Origin of the sequence: Providencia huaxiensis (assembly GCF_002843235.3) — a bacterium.
Lineage (GTDB): Bacteria > Pseudomonadota > Gammaproteobacteria > Enterobacterales > Enterobacteriaceae > Providencia > Providencia huaxiensis.
The window spans coordinates 2,374,937-2,398,036 of the sequence record NZ_CP031123.2 but is presented as its reverse complement, the minus strand read 5'-3'; the positions used below and the strand labels follow the sequence as shown (position 1 = coordinate 2,398,036).

The following is a 23,100-nucleotide window of genomic DNA, read 5'->3' as shown; positions in this document are numbered from 1 at the left end:
AGCAGACAAAGGATGGGAACACAGATATGTCGATGTCACTGAGTCAATTAGAAAACCGTTCAGAATTCATTTCGCGCCACATTGGTTCATCAGAACAACAATTAAAAACCATGTTAGACACCGTGGGTGCAACGTCATTAGATACCTTGATGGACAAAATTGTCCCCAAAGCCATTCTGCTTGCAGAACCGCCAAGAGTGGGTGGTGGAGCAACTGAGCAAGAAGCTTTAGCTGAATTAAAAGCGATAGCATCACTCAATAAGCGCTACAAAAGCTATATTGGTATGGGCTATGCACCCGCAGTGCTTCCGCCAGTTATCTTGCGCAATTTATTAGAAAACCCGGGTTGGTATACCGCTTATACGCCATATCAACCGGAGGTGTCTCAAGGCCGTTTAGAATCATTATTGAATTTTCAACAGGTCACTATCGACCTTACCGGCTTAGACCTCGCTTCTGCGTCGTTATTGGATGAAGCTACTGCGGCAGCGGAAGCCATGGCGATGGCAAAACGGATCAGCAAACTGAAAGATGCAGAACGCTTCTTTGTTGCAGATGATGTTCATCCGCAAACCCTAGATGTTGTTCGCACACGTGCGGGGACTTTTGGTTTTGAAGTGATTGTGGATAGCGCAGAGAAAGCACTGGAACACGAAGGCGTTTTCGGTGTGCTACTTCAACAGGTCGGTACGACAGGTAACGTCCATGATTACAGTTCGCTATTTGCTCAACTAAAAGAGCGCAAAATTGTCAGCTGCGTTGCTGCAGATATGATGGCTCTTGTGCTGTTAGCTGCTCCGGGTAAGCAGGGCGCTGACATTGTATTCGGCTCAGCTCAACGTTTTGGTGTACCAATGGGCTACGGTGGCCCACATGCAGCATTCTTTGCTTGTCGTGATGAGTTTAAGCGGGCAATGCCGGGACGTCTGATTGGCGTTTCACGGGATGCGGCAGGTAATACCGCGCTGCGTATGGCGATGCAAACTCGTGAGCAACATATTCGTCGCGAAAAAGCGAACTCGAATATTTGTACATCCCAAGTGTTGTTAGCCAATATTGCCGCCATGTATGCGGTTTACCATGGGCCAAAAGGGCTGAAAATGATCGCTGAGCGTATCCATCGCTTCAGCTCTATTTTTGCCAAAGCATTAGCAGACGCAGGGGTTACTTCACGTCATAAAACCTGGTTTGATACATTATGTATTGAAGTGGCAGACAAAACAGCGGTGCTAGCACGTGCTGAGAAAGCTAAAGTGAATTTACGCACTGATATTCGTGGTGCAGTTGGCGTGACGTTTAGTGAAATCACGACTCGCCAAGATTTAAATGAATTATTTGCGGTGATCACAGGCATTGAAACTAAGTTGGATTTTGAAAAACTAGACCAATCGGTTTCAGCGACAGAGCAAGCGATCCCAAGCACTATGTTACGTAATGATGAAATTTTAGCGCATCCAAATTTTCACCGTTACCATAGTGAAACCGAAATGATGCGCTACATGCATAGTTTAGAGCGCAAAGATTTAGCCTTAAATCAAGCGATGATCCCACTGGGTTCTTGTACGATGAAGCTCAATGCGGCAGCGGAAATGATCCCAATTACGTGGCCTGAATTTGGCGAGTTACACCCATTCTGCCCACCTGAGCAGGCTCAAGGTTATCACCAAATGATAGAGCAGCTTTCTCATTGGTTAGTGCAATTGACCGGTTATGATGCGGTTTGTATGCAACCTAACTCAGGAGCACAAGGTGAATATGCAGGTTTGTTGGCTATTCGTCGTTATCATGAAAGTCGCAATGAAGGGGAACGAAATATTTGTTTGATCCCGGCTTCTGCTCATGGTACCAACCCGGCCTCTGCGCATATGGCAGGTATGGAAGTGGTGGTAGTGCGTTGTGATGATGAAGGTAATATCGATTTAGCGGATTTACGTGAAAAAGCTCAGCAACATAGCGAAGCACTTTCTTGTGTGATGGTAACTTACCCATCGACACATGGGGTATATGAAGAAAGTATTCGTGAAGTGTGTGAAATTATTCACCAATATGGTGGCCAAGTATACCTTGACGGCGCAAATATGAATGCTCAGGTTGGGTTAACAACGCCGGGCTTTATTGGTGCGGATGTTTCTCACCTGAATTTACATAAAACATTCTGTATCCCTCACGGCGGTGGTGGCCCTGGTATGGGGCCTATTGGTGTGAAAAAACACTTGGCACCGTTCGTACCGGGGCATTCTGTGGTTGAGCAAGAAATGTTAACCGACCAAGGTGCGGTATCTGCGGCTCCATTTGGTAGTGCATCAATTTTGCCCATTAGCTGGATGTATATTCGTATGATGGGCTCTTATGGTTTACGTAAAGCTAGCCAAGTGGCTATTTTAAATGCGAACTATATTGCTAAGCGCCTTTCTGGTCGTTATGACATTTTATATACAGGGCAAGACGGTTATGTGGCTCACGAATGTATTGTTGACTTGCGCCCAATAAAGAAAGATACCGGTATTAGTGAGCTCGATATTGCTAAGCGTTTAATTGATTATGGTTTCCATGCGCCAACCATGTCTTTCCCTGTCGCAGGGACATTAATGATTGAGCCGACTGAGTCTGAAAGTATGACGGAAATTGACCGTTTTATTGATGCGATGTTAGCTATACGCGATGAAATTGACCAAGTAGTGAAAGGCCAATGGACACTCGAAGATAACCCTCTGGTGAATTCGCCTCATGTGCAAACAGAGTTAGCCGGGGAGTGGCCACATCGTTATAGCCGTGAGCTTGCCGTGTTCCCTACAGCACAAACGAAAGCGAATAAATACTGGCCAGCGGTTAAACGCCTTGATGATGTGTATGGTGATCGCCATTTACACTGCTCGTGCGTACCGATTGAAGATTATATGTAGGAATAAATCACGCTTTTCATTAAATAGTGTGAATTAACTGTTTTTAGGCTTGATTTCGGTAGTTTACTGAAATCAAGCCTTTATTATGGGTATCTCTAGCCCGAATATTGTGAAATACCCGTGTAATTTTTACCTTGATATAGTTTTTCCACTTCGCCTGTTTCCATAACGACTTGGTAAACACCCCCATTAAGGTCGGCGATATACATTAGTTGTGCTGATTTATCATATGTGAGCCCAATCGCCTCTTTAAAACCACGGCTTATTACTTTGTAATGGCTCAATCCATCAGAAGCAATATTGGCACAATTTAAGCTATTGCCATCGGGCTCAGCGCCTCTATCTGTCCAATATAAAATATGGGTTTCTTCATCAAGCAATAAATCAATAGGCTCGGGTAGGTCTTGAAGGAGCAATTGAATATCAGTGCGTTGATTGGCTGGTTGCTGGGTTTTAGGTGTTAATGGTGCCCTAAAAATACGGCCTAAATTGCCTTTAGCGGTGCCTTTTTGTGTCCAGTAGAGCCAGTTATTTGCAACATCAACAGTAATACCAACGCACTGGTCTAATATATCTACGTTATTGTGTTTATCTCGAGGCCTTGCTACATGGATTAATAAATCAGAACCATCGACATGACATGATGAAACCATACCGCCTTCACGGTCACACCAGTATAATCGTTGATTCACTAAATCAAGGTGTAATTGTTTTGGCGTTCTTACTTTTCCATTGCCTAATAGCATTTTTCTGCTTGTGCCATCAAAATTCATCACATTGATGGAGCCATCGTCAGCGTCATAATCATCCCCCATATTGCTCCAATAAATTAATCGATTAGTAGGGTCAATGGCAATGCCGTCAGGAGTTCCACCGAGTCCTTCGATAATTGGGGTTGTTTGATGTGTTGATTTATTGAATTGAATTATTGCGGGTGAATGGACATCTAGTAGCAAAAGGTAAGGGGTTGAATATTCATTGAATTTTTGCATTTTAAACCTCTCAGGCAAATGTTCAATGATAAAGATAGGAGTGATATTAATAATTAGCAAGTTATTAATATTGATATTTCTTTATTAGTCGAGATTAATAATTATATATAGAATATAAAGTAGTTTATTATTTAAATTAAAATAATGAATTAGTGAAAAGTATATCTTGTCACGGACAATATAAATTAGATGAGTGTAACACGTTAAATAAAGCGGCTTTTCAGCCGCTTTTGGCGAAAATTACAACAACCAACCTTTTTGTTGGGCGAGTTCTAACTGTAATTTTAACTGCTGATAAAATTCAGGCAGAATTTGCTCGATATAATCACACTTACTGAGTACTTGCTCAAGGCGGATATTATTTTCAACCCAACTTTGTCCTTGATTGTGCAAGTTCATTAGCATTGGCATCGCTCGGTCAATGGCATTTGCATAGACAGACTCTGGCGTTTCTAATGCATCGTACTCATTCCACAATGCTAAAAGGGTTTCAGCTTGTGGGCTAGGCAACAAGTTAAAGATACGGTTAGCGGCTTTAACTTCTTCTTCATGAATAGCATCACGAGCTGCATTATCAAAGACCAATACATCACCTGCGTCAATTTCAACAATGTCATGCACAAGGGCAAGCTTTATCGCATGTTCGATATTAATGCCTTGTACATAAGGTGCAAAACTCATTGCTGCAACCGCAAATTGCCAACTGTGCTCTGCCGTATTTTCTTGGCGTTCACGGTTCAATAACTTATTTTTACGATAAACGCTTTTGAGTTTATCTAATTCCATTAAAAATTGGACGACTTCGGTAAAAGCCCCAAAATTAACCACCTCTACGGGCTTGCTACCTAATGCAGATGACATAAAAACTCCAATTAATTCTCTTCTAATGTATAAGGTAATGGTGCGATGGTTAGGTGACTTTGCTCATCACCCATAACACGGAAAACGCTATCGGCTTCCATATCGTTATTCATAATGACCTGTACATAAATTTCACCACTACCTAAGCGGATAGCTGCTAAAACAGTTCCTGTGCGACGCCATTTATCACCAAGCTGCCATTCCACACCTTCGCCGATAACAGGAATAGTGGTGCCTGTGCCTTTCAAGGTGTACATCGCGCGTTTATTTGCACCACGGAATTTTGCACGTGCAACCATTTCTTGCCCGGTATAACAGCCTTTTTTAAAGCTGATACCGTGAGGTAGGGCTTGCAAATTAGTGGCTTGAGGTAAATGTTGGGCACTATTTGCTTGATCGATAACGGCAAAACCCGCTTCGATATCAAGGGCTAGCCATTGTTCATCATTAACTTGAATAGCGTCTAAGGTTTGAGCCATTTTTTGTGCGGTTTCTTCGTTGGTGATCACCAAAAAACGCTCTGTGGGTAATGCAAAATGCAATATTGTGGAAGCACCGTCTGTAATGACTTGGTTTTGCTCGTCAGGTAATGCAGTAAATAATGTTGCCAGCGCTTCTCTTGCACCTTTACCTGCGACCCCGATTAATTTTAGGTCCGGTTTTTTTTCAAAGGTGACTTTTGAGAAAACTGCATATTTTTTCAGCTCAGCAAGTTGTGAATCGGCCACGCTGGTTCTCAATAAATATGAATAACCGTCTAAGTGATGGAATAAGCGGAGATCACTCCACATTTTACCTTTGGGATCACAGTGTGCTGTTAATGCATGTGACTGAGTGAGTATGGCAATATCCGCGGTCACTTGGCCTTGCAGGTATTTCTCTGCATCAGCACCGTGGAGATGAATAAGTTCCCAGTTTTCCAGTGAAATCAAAACGAGTGGTAAAGACTGAGATCCGAGAGGAAACTGCTGTGTACTATCAATGTGGTTAGTCATGATTTCACCTGTTGTTCTTTGATAGATAAAGGTGCCTAATGGTAAAATAGCTAGATAACATTGCAAGTAGTTATTATGATGAAGCTGTATTATCTAATAGTTTTTTATCATCTGTTTGTAGAAAAACGGTATTTTACTACTAAAATTACAACAATGTAGTCTATAACATGTTTTCTTAGCGGATAATCTGTTAGAGTATGGAAAATAATCAATCTAATCAGTTAACTGCAAAAAAGGCCGTAGTAGAATGGATATTGAGAATAAAGCGCGAATTCATTGGGCATGCCGTCGTGGTATGCGTGAATTAGATATTTCAATCATGCCGTTTTTTGAGTATGAATATGATGACCTAACAACTCACGATAAGCAGGTATTTGTCCGTTTATTAGAATGTGCGGACCCTGATTTATTCAATTGGTTAATGAATCATGGTCGCCCAGATGATGACGAACTTTTTCGTATGATTAAACTGATTCAGGAAAAAAATAAAAATCGTGGTCCTGTGGAAATCTAATCTCTCCATTTCATGGAAAACTCAATTGTTCTCAACCTGTGTTCATGGGGTTGTTGGGATGTTTTTACTATTGGCTCCATGGTCCCCTGATAACTCAATGATATGGTTGCCGCTATTAGTGGTTGTCGTTGCGAGTTGGGCAAAGAGCCAGAAAAATATCAGTAAAATAAAAGGGGTTGCTGTACTGGTTAATGGCAATAAGGTTCAATGGAAGAAAAATGAGTGGAGAATACTGAAAGCGCCTTGGCTTAGCCGTTATGGGGTATTGCTGACACTAGAAGCTTTGCAAGGTAAACCGCAAAAGGTTCATTTATGGATAGCGAAAGATGCTGTGTCAGAAGAGAATTGGCGTAATTTAAACCAGTTATTACTGCAATACCCTGATATCTAGGCTACCAAGATCACTGGCGATAAACCGCATGGGTAGCCTGAGAGTATGTAGATAACCCTCACTTTGGGTTATCAATAAGCAAGCTAATATAAGCTTGCGCCATACTTGCATTATAACAACGCTTCAATTTCCTCAAAAATCTGTACACACCACTGTGCGATGCGCTCATCAGTTTGTTCAAACTGGTGGACTTCATCTAATGCAAGGCCAACAAACATATCACCGGTGTCATTGAGTGGTTTAGGGCTATCAAAGGTATAGCCTTCAGTTGGCCAGAAGCCAACAAATTTAGCACCGGTTGGTTTCAGTTGGTGGTAGAGCATCCCAAGGGCATCAAGAAACCACTCGCCATAATCTATTTGGTCACCCAGCCCATACATCGCAATAATTTTATTTGCGAGGTTAAGATTGGGAAGCGCTTCCCAAATTTCAAGCCAATCTTCCTGTATTTCACCAAAATCCCACGTAGGTATTCCCAAAATAAGAACATCATACTGTTCCATTTCTGTCGGCGGTGTATCGTTAACGTTATGAAGTGTGACTAAATCATCGCCGAGAATATCACGTATTTTTTCTGCAACCATTTCGGTATAACAGGTACTAGAACCGTAAAAAAGACCTATTTTCATATATATTATTACTATGTCCAGCTATGGTTTTCATCACAAGAGATGTATTGTAACAGAAGCAGCCACATTCAGGCATAATAGAATCGTGTGGTATTATCTAAAGGAAGCTTATCTGTCGTGGAAATCAAACAACTTAATCCATTAATTGAACAATTCCTTGATACAATTTGGCTTGAACAAGATCTAGCCGAAAATACATTGGCTTCTTATCGTAATGACCTTCAATTATTAGATAAATGGCTTGATGCACATCAGTTGCATTTAGAAAATGTTCAATCAATTGACCTACAATCTTTTTTTGCTGAACGCATTGATTGTGGATATAAAGCAACGAGTTCAGCACGTTTATTAAGTGCGATGCGTCGGTTGTTTCAATATTTGTACCGGGAAAAAATCCGTTTGGATGACCCTTCAGCGGTGATTGCTGCTCCCAAAATTCCGCAGCGTTTGCCCAAAGATTTAAGTGAAAGACAAGTTGAAGATTTATTGAATGCCCCTGCTACCGAAGATGCTTTAGAGCTACGTGACAAAGCGATGCTGGAAGTGCTATATGCATGTGGTTTGCGTGTTTCTGAATTAATTGGTTTAACTTTTTCAGATATTAGTTTGCGGCAGGGGGTTATTCGTGTTGTCGGTAAAGGCGATAAAGAAAGATTGATTCCCTTGGGGGAAGAGGCAATATATTGGCTAGAGAAATATATTGATGAAGGTCGCCCAGATTTATTAAATGGCAAAACGAGCGATATTCTATTCCCGAGTAAGCGTGGCACGAAAATGACTCGGCAAACGTTTTGGCACCGAATAAAATATTACGCAGTACTTGCACATATTGATAGCGAGCTACTCTCACCGCATGTTTTAAGACACGCATTTGCAACTCATTTACTTAATCATGGGGCAGACTTACGCGTGGTACAAATGTTGTTAGGTCATAGTGATCTATCAACCACACAAATTTATACTCATGTAGCGACTGAGCGGTTACGAGTATTACATGAGCAGCATCATCCAAGGGGGTGATGCATGATTAAAGGACTATTTATGAAACGCAAATTGATATTATTGGCTGCTGCATGTATTGCAACGTTGACTTCCTCAGTCTATGGGGCAACGGAAGAAAAAGTTATTCGTGATACGTTGGAAAAATACAACATGGTTGTTGAAGTGATTAAACCTTCACCCATTGTTGGGCTGAATGTTGTTGAAACATCAACGGGTGTTGTATACATCACTGATGACGGCAAATATTTATTGCAAGGGCCAATTTATGATATGAGCGGTAAAAGCCCGGTTAATATCAGTAATCAGCCATTAATGAAAAAAGTAGAAGCGCTCAAAGGTGAAATGATTGTTTTTAAAGCACCGCAGGAAAAGCATGTTGTGACCGTTTTTACCGATATTAGCTGTGGTTACTGTAAAAAATTACATGAATCTGTTGGTGAACTAAATAGCCAAGGTGTCACGGTGCGTTATCTTGCATATCCACGTCAAGGTGCGGACAGCGACGTAGGGAAAAAAATGGCGTCTATCTGGTGTAATGGCCTACCACAAAAAGCGCTAACTCAAGCGTTTAAAGGTGAGGAAATTGCCATGATTGAAGATTGCAAAATTGACCTAAGTAAACATATGAGTGTGGGTAATTTATTTAAAGTGACGGGAACACCAGCGATCATCCTACCGGATGGGCAATTACTACCTGGCTACATGAAACCGGATGCCCTTGTTCAATTACTCAACGAAAAATAGTTAATTATTGTGAATGTAGAAACACTCTTACAACAAAGGCAGCAGCAAAGTTCTGCTGCTCAACTTCCTGGCTTGCCTGAACTATTACAACGGATTTATCAACACCGAGGCGTCACCGATATCACTCAGTTAGAGCGTAAAGCGGCCAATTTATTGGATTATCGGACATTATCGGGTATTGATAAGGCATTACCGCTACTTTATCGTGCTTTAAATGAACATGAGGCTATCACCATTGTTGGGGATTTTGATGCCGACGGAGCAACCAGTACTGCGTTAGCGATTAGAGCTTTAAAATCAATGGGATATAGGAATATCAATTATATCGTTCCGAACCGCTTTGAAAATGGTTATGGTTTAACGCCTTTGGTGGTTGAAGAAGCGCGTAACCAAGGAACGAATCTCATTATTACCGTTGATAATGGCATTTCATCCCATGAAGGCGTTGAAGTAGCTAGCCATTATGGAATAAATGTCATTATTACTGATCACCATCTGCCGGGGGAAACTTTGCCTGCTGCGGATGCGATAATCAACCCGAATTTAAACGAGTGTGGCTTTGCCTCTAAATCATTAGCAGGGGTTGGTGTCACATTTTATTTAATGTCGGCATTACGTGCGTATTTACGTCAGCAAGGTTGGTTTGTGCAACAAGGCGTGGCAGAGCCTAATTTAGCCGAATACCTTGATTTGGTTGCGTTGGGAACTGTCGCAGACGTGGTTCCTCTTGATGTAAATAACCGTATTTTAGTTCATCAAGGGCTTAATCGTGTTAGAGCGGGGCGTTGTTGCGCGGGTATTAAAGCCCTCGTTGAGGTTTCCAAGCGGGATTTATCAAGGCTAGTGGCAAATGACTTTGGTTTTGCACTTGGTCCTAGATTAAATGCAGCAGGCAGGTTAGATGATATGTCGGTGAGCATTGAATTATTGCTGACTGACGATATGGCCTATGCGCGGGAACTAGCAAATGAGTTGGATGGGCTAAATCAAACTCGCCGTGAGATTGAAGCGGGTATGCAGCAAGAAGCTCTCGTGCTTTTTAACCAATTCGAATACGGTGAAAACCAGTTACCAAATGGCCTAGCCATTTACCACCCCGAATGGCATCAAGGCGTTGTAGGGATATTGGCTTCTAGGATCAAAGAACAATACCATCGTCCGGTTATTGCATTTGCCCCTGCTGGTGATGGCTTATTAAAAGGTTCAGGGCGCTCTATTCAAGGGGTGCACATGCGCGATGCACTTGAACGCTTGAATACCTTACAACCGGGGTTAATGCAGAAGTTCGGTGGTCATGCGATGGCGGCAGGTTTGACGCTTGAAGTGGATAAATTTGATGCTTTTAAACATCACTTTGAGCTATTGATGGGGGAACTTATTCAGCCTGAACAACTTGCTGGAGTGATATGGAGTGATGGTGAGCTTTCTCGCAATGAATTTTGTTTAGAAACAGCGGAACTTATTCGAGAGAGTGGCCCTTGGGGACAATCATTCCCCGAGCCAGTATTTGATGGTGAATTCCAATTATTACAGCAAAGGCTAGTGGGTGAGCGTCATCTAAAACTCATGTTAGAGCCGGTGAATGGCGGGCCAATGTTAGATGCAATAATGTTTAATATTGATGTGCGCCGATGGCCAGATAATAGTATCAAAAAAGCTAAAATAGCCTTTAAATTGGATGTAAACGAGTTTCGAGGGCAAAAAAACGTACAATTAATGATTGAACATATTTGGCCGGATTAAACGGGTAATTAACACACTGAATAACGATGAAATAGCGTTTTATGGCGCTATAAACATGAGATAAATTCCGCTATACTAAGCGGTTTGTGAACAAAAAAATATTTTTGACTAACCATAAGATATTGAAAAATGACGTTTGAAATAAACCCAATAAAAAGTAAGATTCAGGACCTGTCTGAGCGGACAGTGGTTCTGAGGGGGTATCTTTGACTATGATGCCAAGAAGGAACGCTTAGAAGAAGTCAACGCTGAGCTTGAACAGCCTGATGTTTGGAATGAACCCGAAAGAGCGCAAGCCCTTGGTAAAGAACGTTCATCACTTGAGGCAATTGTTGAAACAATTGACCAGATGACGCAAGGCCTTGAAGATGTTGAAGGTTTATTAGAGCTTGCGGTTGAAGCGGATGATGAAGACACATTCAATGAAGCAGAAGCTGAGTTAGAGCAATTACAAGGCAAATTAGAGCAACTTGAATTTCGTCGTATGTTCTCAGGCGAATATGATAGTGCAGACTGTTACATTGACTTACAAGCGGGTTCTGGCGGTACTGAAGCGCAAGATTGGGCAAGTATGTTATTGCGCATGTACTTGCGTTGGGCTGAGTCAAAGGGCTTTAAAACCGAGATTATCGAAGAGTCTGATGGTGATGTTGCTGGGCTAAAATCGGCAACGGTCAAAATTATTGGTGACTATGCCTACGGGTGGTTAAGAACGGAAACAGGTGTTCATCGTTTAGTCCGTAAGAGTCCATTTGACTCAGGTGGGCGTCGTCATACTTCTTTTAGTTCTGCGTTTATTTATCCTGAAGTTGATGATGATATTGATATCGAAATCAATCCAGCGGATTTACGTATTGATGTATACCGTGCTTCTGGTGCTGGTGGTCAGCACGTTAACAAAACAGAGTCAGCGGTTCGTATCACACATATTCCAACGAATATTGTGACGCAATGCCAAAATGACCGTTCACAGCATAAAAACAAAGACCAAGCGATGCGCCAGTTAAAAGCGAAGTTATACGAACTGGAAATTCAGAAGAAAAATGCAGACAAGCAAGCGATGGAAGAGAATAAGTCCGATATTGGCTGGGGAAGTCAAATTCGTTCTTACGTCCTTGATGATGCAAGAATAAAAGATTTACGTACTGGTGTGGAAACGCGTAACACGCAAGCCGTACTGGATGGTGATTTGGATAAATTCATTGAAGCTAGTTTAAAAGCTGGCCTGTGAGGAAAAAATGTCTCAGGAACAACAAGGTGTTGAACAAGCACCTGATTTGAATAACGAACTTAAAGCCCGTAAAGAAAAGTTAGCGGCACTGCGTGAAAAGGGTATTCCATTTCCAAATGATTTTCGTCGTGAAGATATTTCCGATAAAATTCATGCGCAATATGATGATAAAACATCCGAAGAGCTTGAAGACCTAAATATTGAAGTGTCGATTGCTGGCCGTATGATGACTCGTCGTATCATGGGTAAAGCATCATTCGCAACGTTACAAGACGTTGGTGGGCGTATTCAGATTTATGTTTCCCGTGATGATTTAGCGGAAGGCATCTATAACGAACAGTTTAAAAAATGGGACTTAGGCGATATTTTAGGCGCTAAAGGCCGTTTATTTAAAACCAAAACAGGTGAGTTGACTGTTCATTGTCATGAAGTCCGTTTATTGACCAAAGCATTGCGCCCATTACCTGACAAATTCCACGGTTTATCAGACCAAGAAACACGTTACCGTCAGCGCTACCTTGACTTAATCGCGAATGATGAATCTCGTCATACTTTTATTGTTCGTTCTAAGATCCTTGCTGAAGTGCGTAATTTTATGGTTGGTTACGGTTTTATGGAAGTCGAAACCCCAATGATGCAAGTCATTCCAGGTGGTGCTTCTGCGCGTCCATTTGTGACTCACCATAATGCATTAGATATCGATATGTACTTACGTATTGCGCCTGAACTGTACTTGAAGCGCTTAGTTGTTGGTGGTTTTGAACGTGTATTTGAAATTAACCGTAACTTCCGTAACGAAGGCTTATCTCCACGTCATAACCCAGAATTCACCATGATGGAACTGTACATGGCGTATGCGGATTACCGTGATCTGATCAAGCTAACAGAAGATTTGTTCCGTACATTGACACAAAATGTTTTAGGTAACACGGTTGTTCAGTATGGTGAGCAAGAGTTTGATTTTGGTAAACCTTTTACCAAACTCACTATGAAAGAAGCGATTTGCAAATATCGTCCTGAAACCAACGTTGCTGATTTGGATGATATGGATAAAGCGGTGGCAATTGCTCAATCAATTGGTATCAAAATTGAGAAAAGTTGGGGGCTTGGCCGCATTCAGTGTGAAATCTTTGAAGAGGTTGCAGAGAGCCACTTAATCCAGCCGACATTCATCACTGAGTATCCTGCAGAGGTTTCACCATTAGCGCGTCGCAATGATGATAACCCATTCATTACTGACCGTTTTGAGTTCTTCATTGGTGGTCGTGAAATCGGTAACGGTTTCTCGGAATTAAACGATGCAGAAGACCAAGCTGAACGTTTTGCAGAGCAAGTTCGTCAAAAAGATGAAGGCGACGACGAAGCAATGTTCTATGATGAAGACTATGTTACCGCATTAGAGCATGGTTTGCCGCCAACAGCAGGTTTAGGTATCGGTATTGACCGTATGGTGATGTTATTCACTAATAGTCATACTATTCGCGATGTTATTTTATTCCCAGCTTTACGTCCTAGCAAAGCTTAAATGCCATTATGCCCGGTTAATACCGGGCATATATTAACATTTGTAAGCTATCAATATTGACTCCTCTTATGTTTCATTCAAGCAGTTCATTTTAGTTATAAGATAAAACACTATTTACTAGACGCGAAATGAGTAAGGTGAAATAAAATCACTGAAAAGTGTTTTTTTAGTGATTATGGCTATGTAATCAATGTATTTTATTAAAAATAGATTTGAGTTACGAATCGTATCAATTTAATATAAGTAATTATGGCAGATAACTGCTATGCTCTATTACGCATTTTTAGCATCAATAAATACGTATTTTGATAAAAACTTGATCCTATTTATAATTTTTAATTATTGTTAGCCTGTAGAATTGAATTAAGCAGGTTACTCATTTTTTGTATGATGACGTTTATTGTTATATCACAAGTTTAAAATGTGTTAGCAGCTTGAAAAATGGAAAAAGGTTTATTTTTTTGTGAGTGAATATTTTATTTGTTAACAATTGTTACAGGTGACAGAACTAAAATAAGAATTTACTTGGAAAGAATTGGGTCGCTTACAAGGTTTATAGAGTAACTCGACCGTTCTCTGACATAAAATAATAAAAAATTACGGCAAAGGTGTAGAATTATCCCTTTATAGGGTGACTAGTGGGAATTAGCTCATAAAATTAATGAAAATGTGGCAATAAAATAATTTTAAAACTAAAGTTAAGCTAATCTAAATTTATGAGATGACTCTATTTCTACATTCGGACTTATAGAAAATAGCTAATTTTTAGCTTACACTAGGTTTTTTTGACATCATTATAATAGCGAAGAAAAGTGCTGGTAAGGTAACCATATGTTTTTAAAAAATAAATTTTATGTTGCATCTTTGCTTATAGCAGGTACAGCTCTTCTTTCAGGTTGTACATTTGGCTCAGACTCATACAATACAGCAACACCGAATACCCCAAGTAAACAGGTAGTCAATACAAGTACCACTCAGCCGGTAACACAATCGACTGTTGATACCAATCCAGGTCAGGCTGATAACTCTTATCCTGAATCTCAAAAAGTTTTAAACAACGCAATTAACCGTACACCAGTTGCTTCTACAACTTATGGTGAAGCGGGTGCTGATCAGCAAACATTTGCTCATTTGAATACGTGTGTTAAAGAATTAAACGCGCTCAAAACACTCTCACCAAAAGATTACAATCGCTTAGTAGGTTCATTTAAAGAAGTTAGCGAAATCAACCGTCTATATCGACAAGTTGAAGGGACTGCTAGCCCTGACACAATTGAATTATTACAAATGGCGATAGAATCTAAAACCAAAGTATTGTGTGCAAAAGTTCGTTATAACTCAGTATTGTCTACCGAATCAACATTGAAGAAAATTAGTGGATTATGAGAATAAACCTTAGGCTTTGTGTGTCACTGGCACTTGTTACGACTTTTTTTAGTCATGCTCCAAAAGCAGAGCGCTTTAACAATGTAATTGATGATTTTGATACTTATCTTCAAATGGAAAAAGAAGGCAAAGTACAAGAACAAAAGCAACAATTGCCAGTTAATACACAAAACCAGGGTTATGAAATCTTTTCTTCGCTATCTACTGTTCCTGCTCCAAAAGAGAAACAAAAATCTGCGGCAGCGAATAAAGGAACGAAAGGCAAAGCTACAGGGAAGAATAAATCTACTGCGGCATCAACGAAGAAAGTAGATGTTGCGAAGGCAGAGCCTGCTGAACCGGAAAAAACGACTTTTTCTGAAGTGTGTGCGGTGACGACAGAAAATGGGGCATCCCCTATTTTATTGTCGTCTTACCCTTATTTCTTCCAAAGCAATCAATGGGATCCTGCTTATCTAGCCAAAGATTTTGCAAAATATCAATTGGTTCTTGACCCACTCGGCTTATATGCATCTAAATTTGCCAAGCCAACAGGTATTAATACCTCTGCTTATCTTGAGCAATTGGCGCAATTAATTGAACGTCAGCAATTAGCACATCTATATAAGTTTGGTATTGCTCAAGGTGTAGGCCAACTTATTGCCTATAATCATTTGCTCAATGATGAACAACTCGTTTCTGAACTCATTAATCATAATAAGAGTATCGCGCAATTAACGCATACAATTACGGAAAAACAATTTGAGATTGATAAACTAAATGATGACGTTCTGAAAAGTAAAGAGCAAATCGCGAAATTACAGGCAATTGTCAATTCATCAGATGACCAATCTTTAATTGACACATTAAAGACTAAACTGGCGGATGCTCAAAAAACAATTGAGCAAAAGCAAAATAGTCTTGATCAATTGAGTCAAGAAAATCAGCAAACCCAAGAAACGATTGCTCAACTTGAAAAACAATTAAATGAAAGTGTCGTTGAACAAGCCCAACTTAAACAGCAATTAGCAGATAAAGAACAGCAATTTGCTGCTGCAAATTTGAAAATTGAGCAACTAACTGCGGATATTGCAAAATTAGAGTTGGAATCTAAAAATCAACTGCAAGTCGCGGGTAACGCTGATGAGCTGATGAAATCAGTGACAGCTGAACTTTTACAGCAAAAAGAACTGTTGAAACAGAAAGAAAATGAATTAGCGACCGTTAAAAGTGAAAAAGATGGTGTTGCATCGTCTTTAGTCGCCCAGCAAGAAAAAAGTAAATTATTAGAGTTACAAAACCAGCAATTACAAACTCAGTTGGTAGAAAAAGAACAATTAGCAGAAAAAATTCAAGTTTCTCTGGCGAAGAAAACGGAACAAGCAGAGCAACAAGTTGCATTAGAAAACGCCTTAAAAGCCGAACTGGCTGAGGCGAAAAAACAGTTAGCCGAGCACCAAACTGCGCAAAATGCGTTGTCCAAACAGTTTGCGAACAGTGAAAAACTGCAGGCAGACTTGCAGGCAAAACTCCTTCAACAAGAGCAAAATTACACCACAGCACAGGCGCAGCTGAAACAAGCGAATGCAGATTTACAGAAGCTCCAAGCGGATATGGAAAAACAAACCGCCTTGATGAGCCAAGCGAGCGATCAGCAAGTTAAAGCACTGACCGCCGATTTAAACAAACAACTCGCCTTGTTGAAGCAAAAAGAAGACGGTTTGAAGAAAGCGGAAACGGAAAGCCAAACTACTCGAGAAGCCTTAGCGAAGCAGCAAGCGGATGCAAAAGCATTAGCGGAGAAAAACCAGCAACTGACGGCTGAGCTGCAACAAAAAGCGCAACAAGCAGACAAAATTCAAGCCTCTTTAGCCGAGCAGACCGCGAAGGCGGCTCAGAAAGTGGCGTTAGAAGCCGAACTGGCTGAGGCGAAAAAACAGTTAGCCGAGCACCAAACTGCGCAAAATGCGTTGTCCAAACAGTTTGCGAACAGTGAAAAACAGCAGGCAGACTTGCAGGCGAAACTCCTTCAACAAGAGCAAAATTACACCACAGCACAGGCGCAGCTGAAACAAGCGAATGCAGATTTACAGAAGCTCCAAGCTGATATGGAAAAACAAACTGCCTTGATGAGCCAAGCGAGCGATCAGCAAGTTAAAGCGCTGACCGCCGATTTAAACAAACAACTCGCCTTGTTGAAGCAAAAAGAAGACGGTTTGAAGAAAGCGGAAACGGAAAGCCAAACTACTCGAGAAGCCTTAGCGAAGCAGCAAGCGGATGCAAAAGCATTAGCGGAGAAAAACCAGCAACTGACGGCTGAGCTGCAACAAAAAGCGCAACAAGCAGACAAAATTCAAGCCTCTTTAGCCGAGCAGACCGCGAAGGCGGCTCAGAAAGTGGCGTTAGAAGCTGAGCTGGCTGAGGCGAAAAAACAGTTAGCCGAGCACCAAACTGCGCAAAATGCGTTGTCCAAACAGTTTGCGAACAGTGAAAAACAGCAGGCAGACTTGCAGGCAAAACTCCTTCAACAAGAGCAAAATTACACCACAGCACAGGCGCAGCTGAAACAAGCGAATGCGGATTTACAGAAGCTCCAAGCTGATATGGAAAAACAAACCGCCTTGATGAGCCAAGCGAGCGATCAGCAAGTTAAAGCACTGACTGCCGATTTAAACAAACAACTTGCCTTGTTGAAGCAAAAAGAAGACGGTTTGAAGAAAGCGGAAACGGAAAGCCAAACTACTCGTGAGGCTTTAGCGAAGCAGCAAGCGGATGCAAAAGCATTAGCGGAGAAAAACCAGCAACTGACCGCCGAGCTGCAACAAAAAGCGCAACAAGCAGATAAAATTCAAGCCTCTTTAGCCGAGCAGACCGCGAAGGCAGCTCAGAAAGTGGCGTTAGAAGCCGAACTGGCTGAGGCGAAAAAACAGTTAGCCGAGCACCAAACTGCGCAAAATGCGTTGTCCAAACAGTTTGCGAACAGTGAAAAACTGCAGGCAGACTTGCAGGCAAAACTCCTTCAACAAGAGCAAAATTACACCACAGCACAGGCGCAGCTGAAACAAGCGAATGCAGATTTACAGAAGCTCCAAGCGGATATGGAAAAACAAACCGCCTTGATGAGCCAAGCGAGCGATCAGCAAGTTAAAGCACTGACCGCCGATTTAAACAAACAACTCGCCTTGTTGAAGCAAAAAGAAGACGGTTTGAAGAAAGCGGAAACGGAAAGCCAAACTACTCGAGAAGCCTTAGCGAAGCAGCAAGCGGATGCAAAAGCATTAGCGGAGAAAAACCAGCAACTGACGGCTGAGCTGCAACAAAAAGCGCAACAAGCAGACAAAATTCAAGCCTCTTTAGCCGAGCAGACCGCGAAGGCGGCTCAGAAAGTGGCGTTAGAAGCCGAACTGGCTGAGGCGAAAAAACAGTTAGCCGAGCACCAAACTGCGCAAAATGCGTTGTCCAAACAGTTTGCGAACAGTGAAAAACAGCAGGCAGACTTGCAGGCGAAACTCCTTCAACAAGAGCAAAATTACACCACAGCACAGGCGCAGCTGAAACAAGCGAATGCAGATTTACAGAAGCTCCAAGCTGATATGGAAAAACAAACTGCCTTGATGAGCCAAGCGAGCGATCAGCAAGTTAAAGCGCTGACCGCCGATTTAAACAAACAACTCGCCTTGTTGAAGCAAAAAGAAGACGGTTTGAAGAAAGCGGAAACGGAAAGCCAAACTACTCGAGAAGCCTTAGCGAAGCAGCAAGCGGATGCAAAAGCATTAGCGGAGAAAAACCAGCAACTGACGGCTGAGCTGCAACAAAAAGCGCAACAAGCAGACAAAATTCAAGCCTCTTTAGCCGAGCAGACCGCGAAGGCGGCTCAGAAAGTGGCGTTAGAAGCTGAGCTGGCTGAGGCGAAAAAACAGTTAGCCGAGCACCAAACTGCGCAAAATGCGTTGTCCAAACAGTTTGCGAACAGTGAAAAACAGCAGGCAGACTTGCAGGCAAAACTCCTTCAACAAGAGCAAAATTACACCACAGCACAGGCGCAGCTGAAGCAAGCGAATGCAGATTTACAGAAGTTAAAAAATGAAGTCGAAACGAAAACCGCTTTAATGAATCAAGCGAGCGATCAGCAAGTTAAAGCACTGACCGCCGATTTAAACAAACAACTCGCCTTGTTGAAGCAAAAAGAAGACGGTTTGAAGAAAGCGGAAACGGAAAGCCAAACTACTCGTGAGGCTTTAGCGAAGCAGCAAGCGGATGCAAAAGTATTAGCGGAGAAAAACCAGCAACTGACCGCCGAGCTGCAACAAAAAGCGCAACAAGCAGACAAAATTCAAGCCTCTTTAGCCGAGCAGACCGCGAAGGCGGCTCAGAAAGTGGCGTTAGAGTCAGAATTAGCAATAGCGAAAAAACAGTTAGCTGAGCAGCAAGCAGCACAAAATACATTATCAAAACAATATGCTGAGAGCCAAAAGCAACAGGAACAATTACAAACAAACTTAAAGCAAAATGAACAGAATTTTGTTGATGCTCAAAAACAATTGCAACAGGCCAATGCGGATCTGTTGAAGTTGCAAAAAGATGTTGAAAAACAAACGGCGCTAATAGGGCAAGCAAGTGACAAGCAAGTCAAAGAGTTAACGACAGACTTAAATAAACAAATTGCATTATTGAAACAGAAAGAAGCCGCTTTAGCTAAGTTGGAATCTGAGAAAAAATCAATTAATGATGCACTGACTGCCCAGGAAAGTGAGAAGAAAAAACTTGAGCAGCAAAACCAGCAATTTGTTAAACAGGCTAAGTCCCAAGAAGACAAAATTAGTAAACTTGAAAGCGATATTGCGGCTAAAACAAAGAAACAGCCTGAGATTGAGCAAAAACTGACAGAGACGAATAAACTTCTTGGTGATTTAAAAACTAATTCTCAAAAAGAGTTGGCATCAGCACAAGAGAAGTTGAAAAAATTACAAACAGAGCTAGATTCGCGTAAATCCATTTCGAGTGATGAAACTTTAAAATCACAAATTATGGAATTAAACCGATTGATAACTCAGTTACAAGATGAAAATGATGCATTAAAAGCGAGAAGTGGCACAAAACCGAATACTGGCTTGGCAGGGCGAGTTCCACCTAGCAAAGATGCAAAAGCGGTTGCCGCAGAAAATGCGAAGAAAAACCAAAAAATTATTGAGCAAATCACCGCTCAAAAATACAGTAAGCTCGATAGCAACACTTACTATAAAATCATTCAAGCAGGTTCTCCTATAAAAGATGTTAAAAATAAAGACGTGACTTTTATTATGAGAGAGCAATTAACGGATGGTAAGGTTACGGTATTGTACACCGACCAAAACCCGGTCACATTACCTTATAGTCAGTTACCAACGCCATTAAATTCCTTTGTAGAACGAGCAGGGGAAGGGGGTATGGTTAAAGTCTATATTAAACCTGAAGGAGGGTATGGTGTTGACGGTATACCAGGAGAAGTGCCACCAAACTCCATGTCAATCATTGATTTAAAAATAATCAAAGCAAAATAATATAGCTTTTGTCTGAGTTCATCTTAAAGGTAATTTGTCACTGAAAGGCGAATTACCTTTTTTTGTGATATATCAATCTGAAGGGATTATAGAAATTTAAGAAGTCTAAGAAGTGAATATGGCTGTGTAACGGAAGGGACTGAGACTTGCCTTTCTGCCAGATTATATTTCTATAACTGACAGGGCATGAGTTCGAAGATTGCTGAGCGGTTAAGCTGCTATTCTTGATCTACTCGGTGTGTATCCAAATCGTTTTCGATAAGTTTGGGTGAAGTAAGATTGACTGGAAAAGCCTGCTTCCATTGAAACCTCTACAATGCTCATTGTCGTGTTAATTAATAGCTGGTGTGCATACATGATACGTTTTTCACTAATCCACGAGCGTGGTGAGGTTGAATAAACGGTATTGAACAATTCTTTAAACGTTGTTAATCCCATACCAAAAGTACGTGCAAATTCACTTAGTCTCCATTCTTTAAGATAATTATTTTCCATAAATAACTGCAAGCGCTCAACTTGGCGACTACTCAGCTGCCTAAAATTAGATAACAATAGAGCTCCTTGTTCACTGTAGCTGAGTAATAATAATAATTCGCTTACTCGGAGTGTGAAGATGACGTCAGGGTATTCATTATTGATAAATGCATTTAAGCTTGCTTTGATCTCATCAATGATAGGAGATGAATTAAATTTAATCACATCACATGGTAAGGCTTCATTACGGTCTATTTCGCTTAACTCTGCACCATGATTGGAGATGAAGTTACGCAAGAAATCATCATTTAAGGGGATCCAAAGTAATTTGCAATCTGTGGCTTCGGTGAGTTGCAAGGAGTAAGCCCCTTGTTTGTGATATAAAATATCACCTTCATTTAAGTGTTGTGAGTTAGCTGGGGTTTCTAGTAACACAGAGCCTTGTTCTATGATCAAAAGCCCTTTGGTTTCTAAGTCGATGATATTATGAGATGCGTGACTATTAATGTTTATCTGTTTAATTACGTATTGATTCGGTGAATTTATTACTTGCATGACGATACCTTCATTAATTGTATTTCAAATATAATTTCAAAATAAAATATTCAACAATTTCCATCTGGTAATATAAAGCATGGGTGTTATTAGTATGGTTGAAATTATATAAATCGATTAATTTTGTGTCACATTGTAATTCTAAATATAAATAAATGTTTCCAAATATGTTTTTTCCGATCTTTTCTTGGTTTTAGCTCGGTATTTATAGTGTTAAAAAAAGTTTATTTGGTTTTTTATTTTTATTATTTTTTTTAGTTTGGGTTATTAATCTAAAATACTAAAATTAGTCGGTTGTTAATATGTTATCGTTTTTTACGCATAACAGGCGTTTTTTTTCTACTTTTTGCTCAATTGTCATTTTTAGTATAGTAATGTGAATTTTAGCTATGTTAATGATGATATTAAAATTCGTTAAAACCATCATTGATTAATATTATTTATGTAATAAATAATTGTTAACTTGAGTTATTTATTATGCTTATCGTATCGATAATATTAATTTATCAAGATAGGGCTGGATAGCGGGTTTATTGCGACAGGTATCTCATTTTTATAATGATAGGTTTGTACAATTGCTCTGATAGGCATTTTAAATATGTATTTTTATGCATAATTTCAAATGTTATTACTTTTTTATTCATCATTTTTCAGCCTACCTATGCCTTATTTTTCTCCTTATGCTGTGTTTTGTTTGAAACCTCAAATAGAGGGTGCCAATTTGAGCTAGGGTCTCACTCATCATGACCCATGCTTTTAGCTGTTCGCTTATTCACTTTAGCTGGTAAGTCAGGAACGGGTTTACGGTCATCAAGTAAGTGGCGTACAGCTAGTATTGGGTGATGGATTAGCATCTTAGGGCCAGCCCAGCGCATAACTAGCTTCATCTGCTCTCGCATTTTGGGTTGGTAACAATGGATTGGACATTGTTTACAAGCTGGTTTTTCTTCTCCATATCGGCATTTCTCTAACCTATTAACGGCATAGGAAAATAATTCTTGATAGAAATTAGGCGATTCTATGGGGGCGGGGTAGGTTTTTTCATAGATTTTTATCATTTTTTCAATCGTTTTAATTTCACGTTGAATGCGTTTACCAGCCATAAAATAAGTCTCTATAAAAAACAAACATACATTTAATATACAATTTTATATGAGGATAGCGAGTTAATGATAATGTATTCTTACTTTTATTGATGGAGCTCAACAAAATAAAGAGTTTTTCAATGTAACAAAAAAGAGGGTAAAAATTACCCTCTTTTAGTTGAATGAAAAATACTTAGCTAGGTACTAAATGAACAATAGAACATCGTCATTTTTTAGGGTGTTAGCTAATCTTTTTATTTTCATCATGTTAGAAAAACAACACATGTTGTTATCGTGATAGTCTATTGACTCGAGAGCATTATTTTTTGCATTTCATCTTTAAGATGTAATTTTTCTTTTTTTAGCTTAGCGACATGCTCATTGTAACCAGCACCAGAAGGGCCTTCTAATTTACTGATTTCTTTGTCGAGTTGATGATGCTTTTCATAAAGCGTTTGAAAACGGGGATGCGTAGAGATTAATTTTGAAACTAAATCTTGATCTGCTGATAACATACTACCTCCTCAGAATATATTAAGCCTCAGATTCAG

The 23,100-nt window shown here is 40.5% G+C and carries 17 protein-coding genes; 10 read left to right on the top strand and 7 right to left on the bottom strand.

Annotated elements, in window-relative coordinates:
* The first annotated feature begins 26 nt into the window (after positions 1-26).
* Positions 27-2,903: an aminomethyl-transferring glycine dehydrogenase gene (gcvP, locus tag CYG50_RS12745; RefSeq protein WP_102137429.1), complete on the top strand. Its 2,877-nt coding sequence runs from the start codon at positions 27-29 to the stop codon at positions 2,901-2,903.
* A gap of 95 nt (positions 2,904-2,998) precedes the next feature.
* Here the strand turns inward: gcvP and CYG50_RS12740 are convergent, their stop codons facing one another.
* From CYG50_RS12740 to ygfZ, 3 genes are all read right to left on the bottom strand, one after another.
* On the bottom strand, positions 2,999-3,895 hold the full coding sequence (locus CYG50_RS12740; protein WP_168222855.1) for a YncE family protein: 897 nt from the start codon (positions 3,893-3,895) through the stop codon (positions 2,999-3,001).
* A gap of 240 nt (positions 3,896-4,135) precedes the next feature.
* Entirely contained in the window at positions 4,136-4,756 is a 621-nt protein-coding gene (locus tag CYG50_RS12735; protein ID WP_102137431.1) for an HD domain-containing protein, read from the bottom strand.
* Between the two features lie 11 nt (positions 4,757-4,767).
* Entirely contained in the window at positions 4,768-5,751 is a 984-nt protein-coding gene (gene ygfZ, locus CYG50_RS12730; RefSeq protein ID WP_102137432.1) for a tRNA-modifying protein YgfZ, read from the bottom strand.
* A 247-nt stretch (positions 5,752-5,998) separates the two neighbouring features.
* Between ygfZ and sdhE the strand changes: the two genes are divergently transcribed.
* Positions 5,999-6,265, top strand: a complete 267-nt coding sequence (gene sdhE / locus CYG50_RS12725) for an FAD assembly factor SdhE (protein ID WP_004261864.1) — start codon at positions 5,999-6,001, stop codon at positions 6,263-6,265.
* Positions 6,246-6,656 (top strand): protein YgfX, encoded by a 411-nt coding sequence (locus tag CYG50_RS12720; protein WP_102137433.1) that lies wholly within the window; start codon positions 6,246-6,248, stop codon positions 6,654-6,656. Before sdhE ends, CYG50_RS12720 begins: the two co-directional genes overlap by 20 nt.
* Before the next feature lie 110 nt (positions 6,657-6,766).
* On the opposite strand, the gene fldB is transcribed toward CYG50_RS12720, so the two are convergent.
* A complete protein-coding gene (gene fldB / locus CYG50_RS12715; RefSeq protein WP_102137434.1) occupies positions 6,767-7,285 on the bottom strand; it encodes a flavodoxin FldB in 519 nt (172 codons plus the stop codon).
* A gap of 117 nt (positions 7,286-7,402) precedes the next feature.
* On the opposite strand from fldB, the gene xerD reads away from it, so the two are divergent.
* The 7 genes from xerD (at position 7,403) to CYG50_RS12680 (ending at position 20,435) form a co-directional block, all read left to right on the top strand.
* Positions 7,403-8,305 (top strand): site-specific tyrosine recombinase XerD, encoded by a 903-nt coding sequence (gene xerD / locus CYG50_RS12710; RefSeq protein ID WP_102137435.1) that lies wholly within the window; start codon positions 7,403-7,405, stop codon positions 8,303-8,305.
* 21 nt (positions 8,306-8,326) lie between these two features.
* Positions 8,327-9,031 (top strand): bifunctional protein-disulfide isomerase/oxidoreductase DsbC, encoded by a 705-nt coding sequence (gene dsbC / locus CYG50_RS12705; RefSeq protein ID WP_102137788.1) that lies wholly within the window; start codon positions 8,327-8,329, stop codon positions 9,029-9,031.
* A gap of 9 nt (positions 9,032-9,040) precedes the next feature.
* Complete coding sequence (gene recJ, locus CYG50_RS12700) at positions 9,041-10,774, top strand: single-stranded-DNA-specific exonuclease RecJ (protein WP_102137436.1); 1,734 nt, start codon at positions 9,041-9,043, stop codon at positions 10,772-10,774.
* Positions 10,775-10,903: 129 nt separating this feature from the next.
* Positions 10,904-12,005 (top strand): peptide chain release factor 2 gene (gene prfB / locus CYG50_RS12695; RefSeq protein WP_102137437.1). Its coding sequence is split into 2 segments (ribosomal slippage): positions 10,904-10,981 and positions 10,983-12,005, totalling 1,101 coding nucleotides; the frame shifts between segments, so codons are not numbered across the junction.
* Between the two features lie 7 nt (positions 12,006-12,012).
* The gene (gene lysS, locus CYG50_RS12690) at positions 12,013-13,530 is read left to right on the top strand and encodes a lysine--tRNA ligase (protein ID WP_102137438.1); all 1,518 of its coding nucleotides are present in this window, start codon (positions 12,013-12,015) and stop codon (positions 13,528-13,530) included.
* 831 nt (positions 13,531-14,361) lie between these two features.
* Positions 14,362-14,916, top strand: coding sequence for a YuaE family lipoprotein (locus CYG50_RS12685; RefSeq protein ID WP_102137439.1), 555 nt, complete (start codon positions 14,362-14,364; stop codon positions 14,914-14,916).
* Positions 14,917-14,936: 20 nt separating this feature from the next.
* On the top strand, positions 14,937-20,435 hold the full coding sequence (locus tag CYG50_RS12680) for a hypothetical protein (RefSeq protein WP_148241597.1): 5,499 nt from the start codon (positions 14,937-14,939) through the stop codon (positions 20,433-20,435).
* Between the two features lie 210 nt (positions 20,436-20,645).
* Here the strand turns inward: CYG50_RS12680 and CYG50_RS12675 are convergent, their stop codons facing one another.
* The 3 genes from CYG50_RS12675 to CYG50_RS12665 all read right to left on the bottom strand — a co-directional run bounded on the left by CYG50_RS12675 (position 20,646) and on the right by CYG50_RS12665 (position 23,064).
* Entirely contained in the window at positions 20,646-21,464 is an 819-nt protein-coding gene (locus tag CYG50_RS12675; protein ID WP_102137440.1) for a helix-turn-helix transcriptional regulator, read from the bottom strand.
* A gap of 734 nt (positions 21,465-22,198) precedes the next feature.
* On the bottom strand, positions 22,199-22,567 hold the full coding sequence (locus CYG50_RS12670) for a nitrous oxide-stimulated promoter family protein (RefSeq protein WP_102137441.1): 369 nt from the start codon (positions 22,565-22,567) through the stop codon (positions 22,199-22,201).
* 284 nt (positions 22,568-22,851) lie between these two features.
* A complete protein-coding gene (locus CYG50_RS12665; protein WP_004261774.1) occupies positions 22,852-23,064 on the bottom strand; it encodes a DUF465 domain-containing protein in 213 nt (70 codons plus the stop codon).
* Positions 23,065-23,100 lie beyond the last annotated feature (36 nt).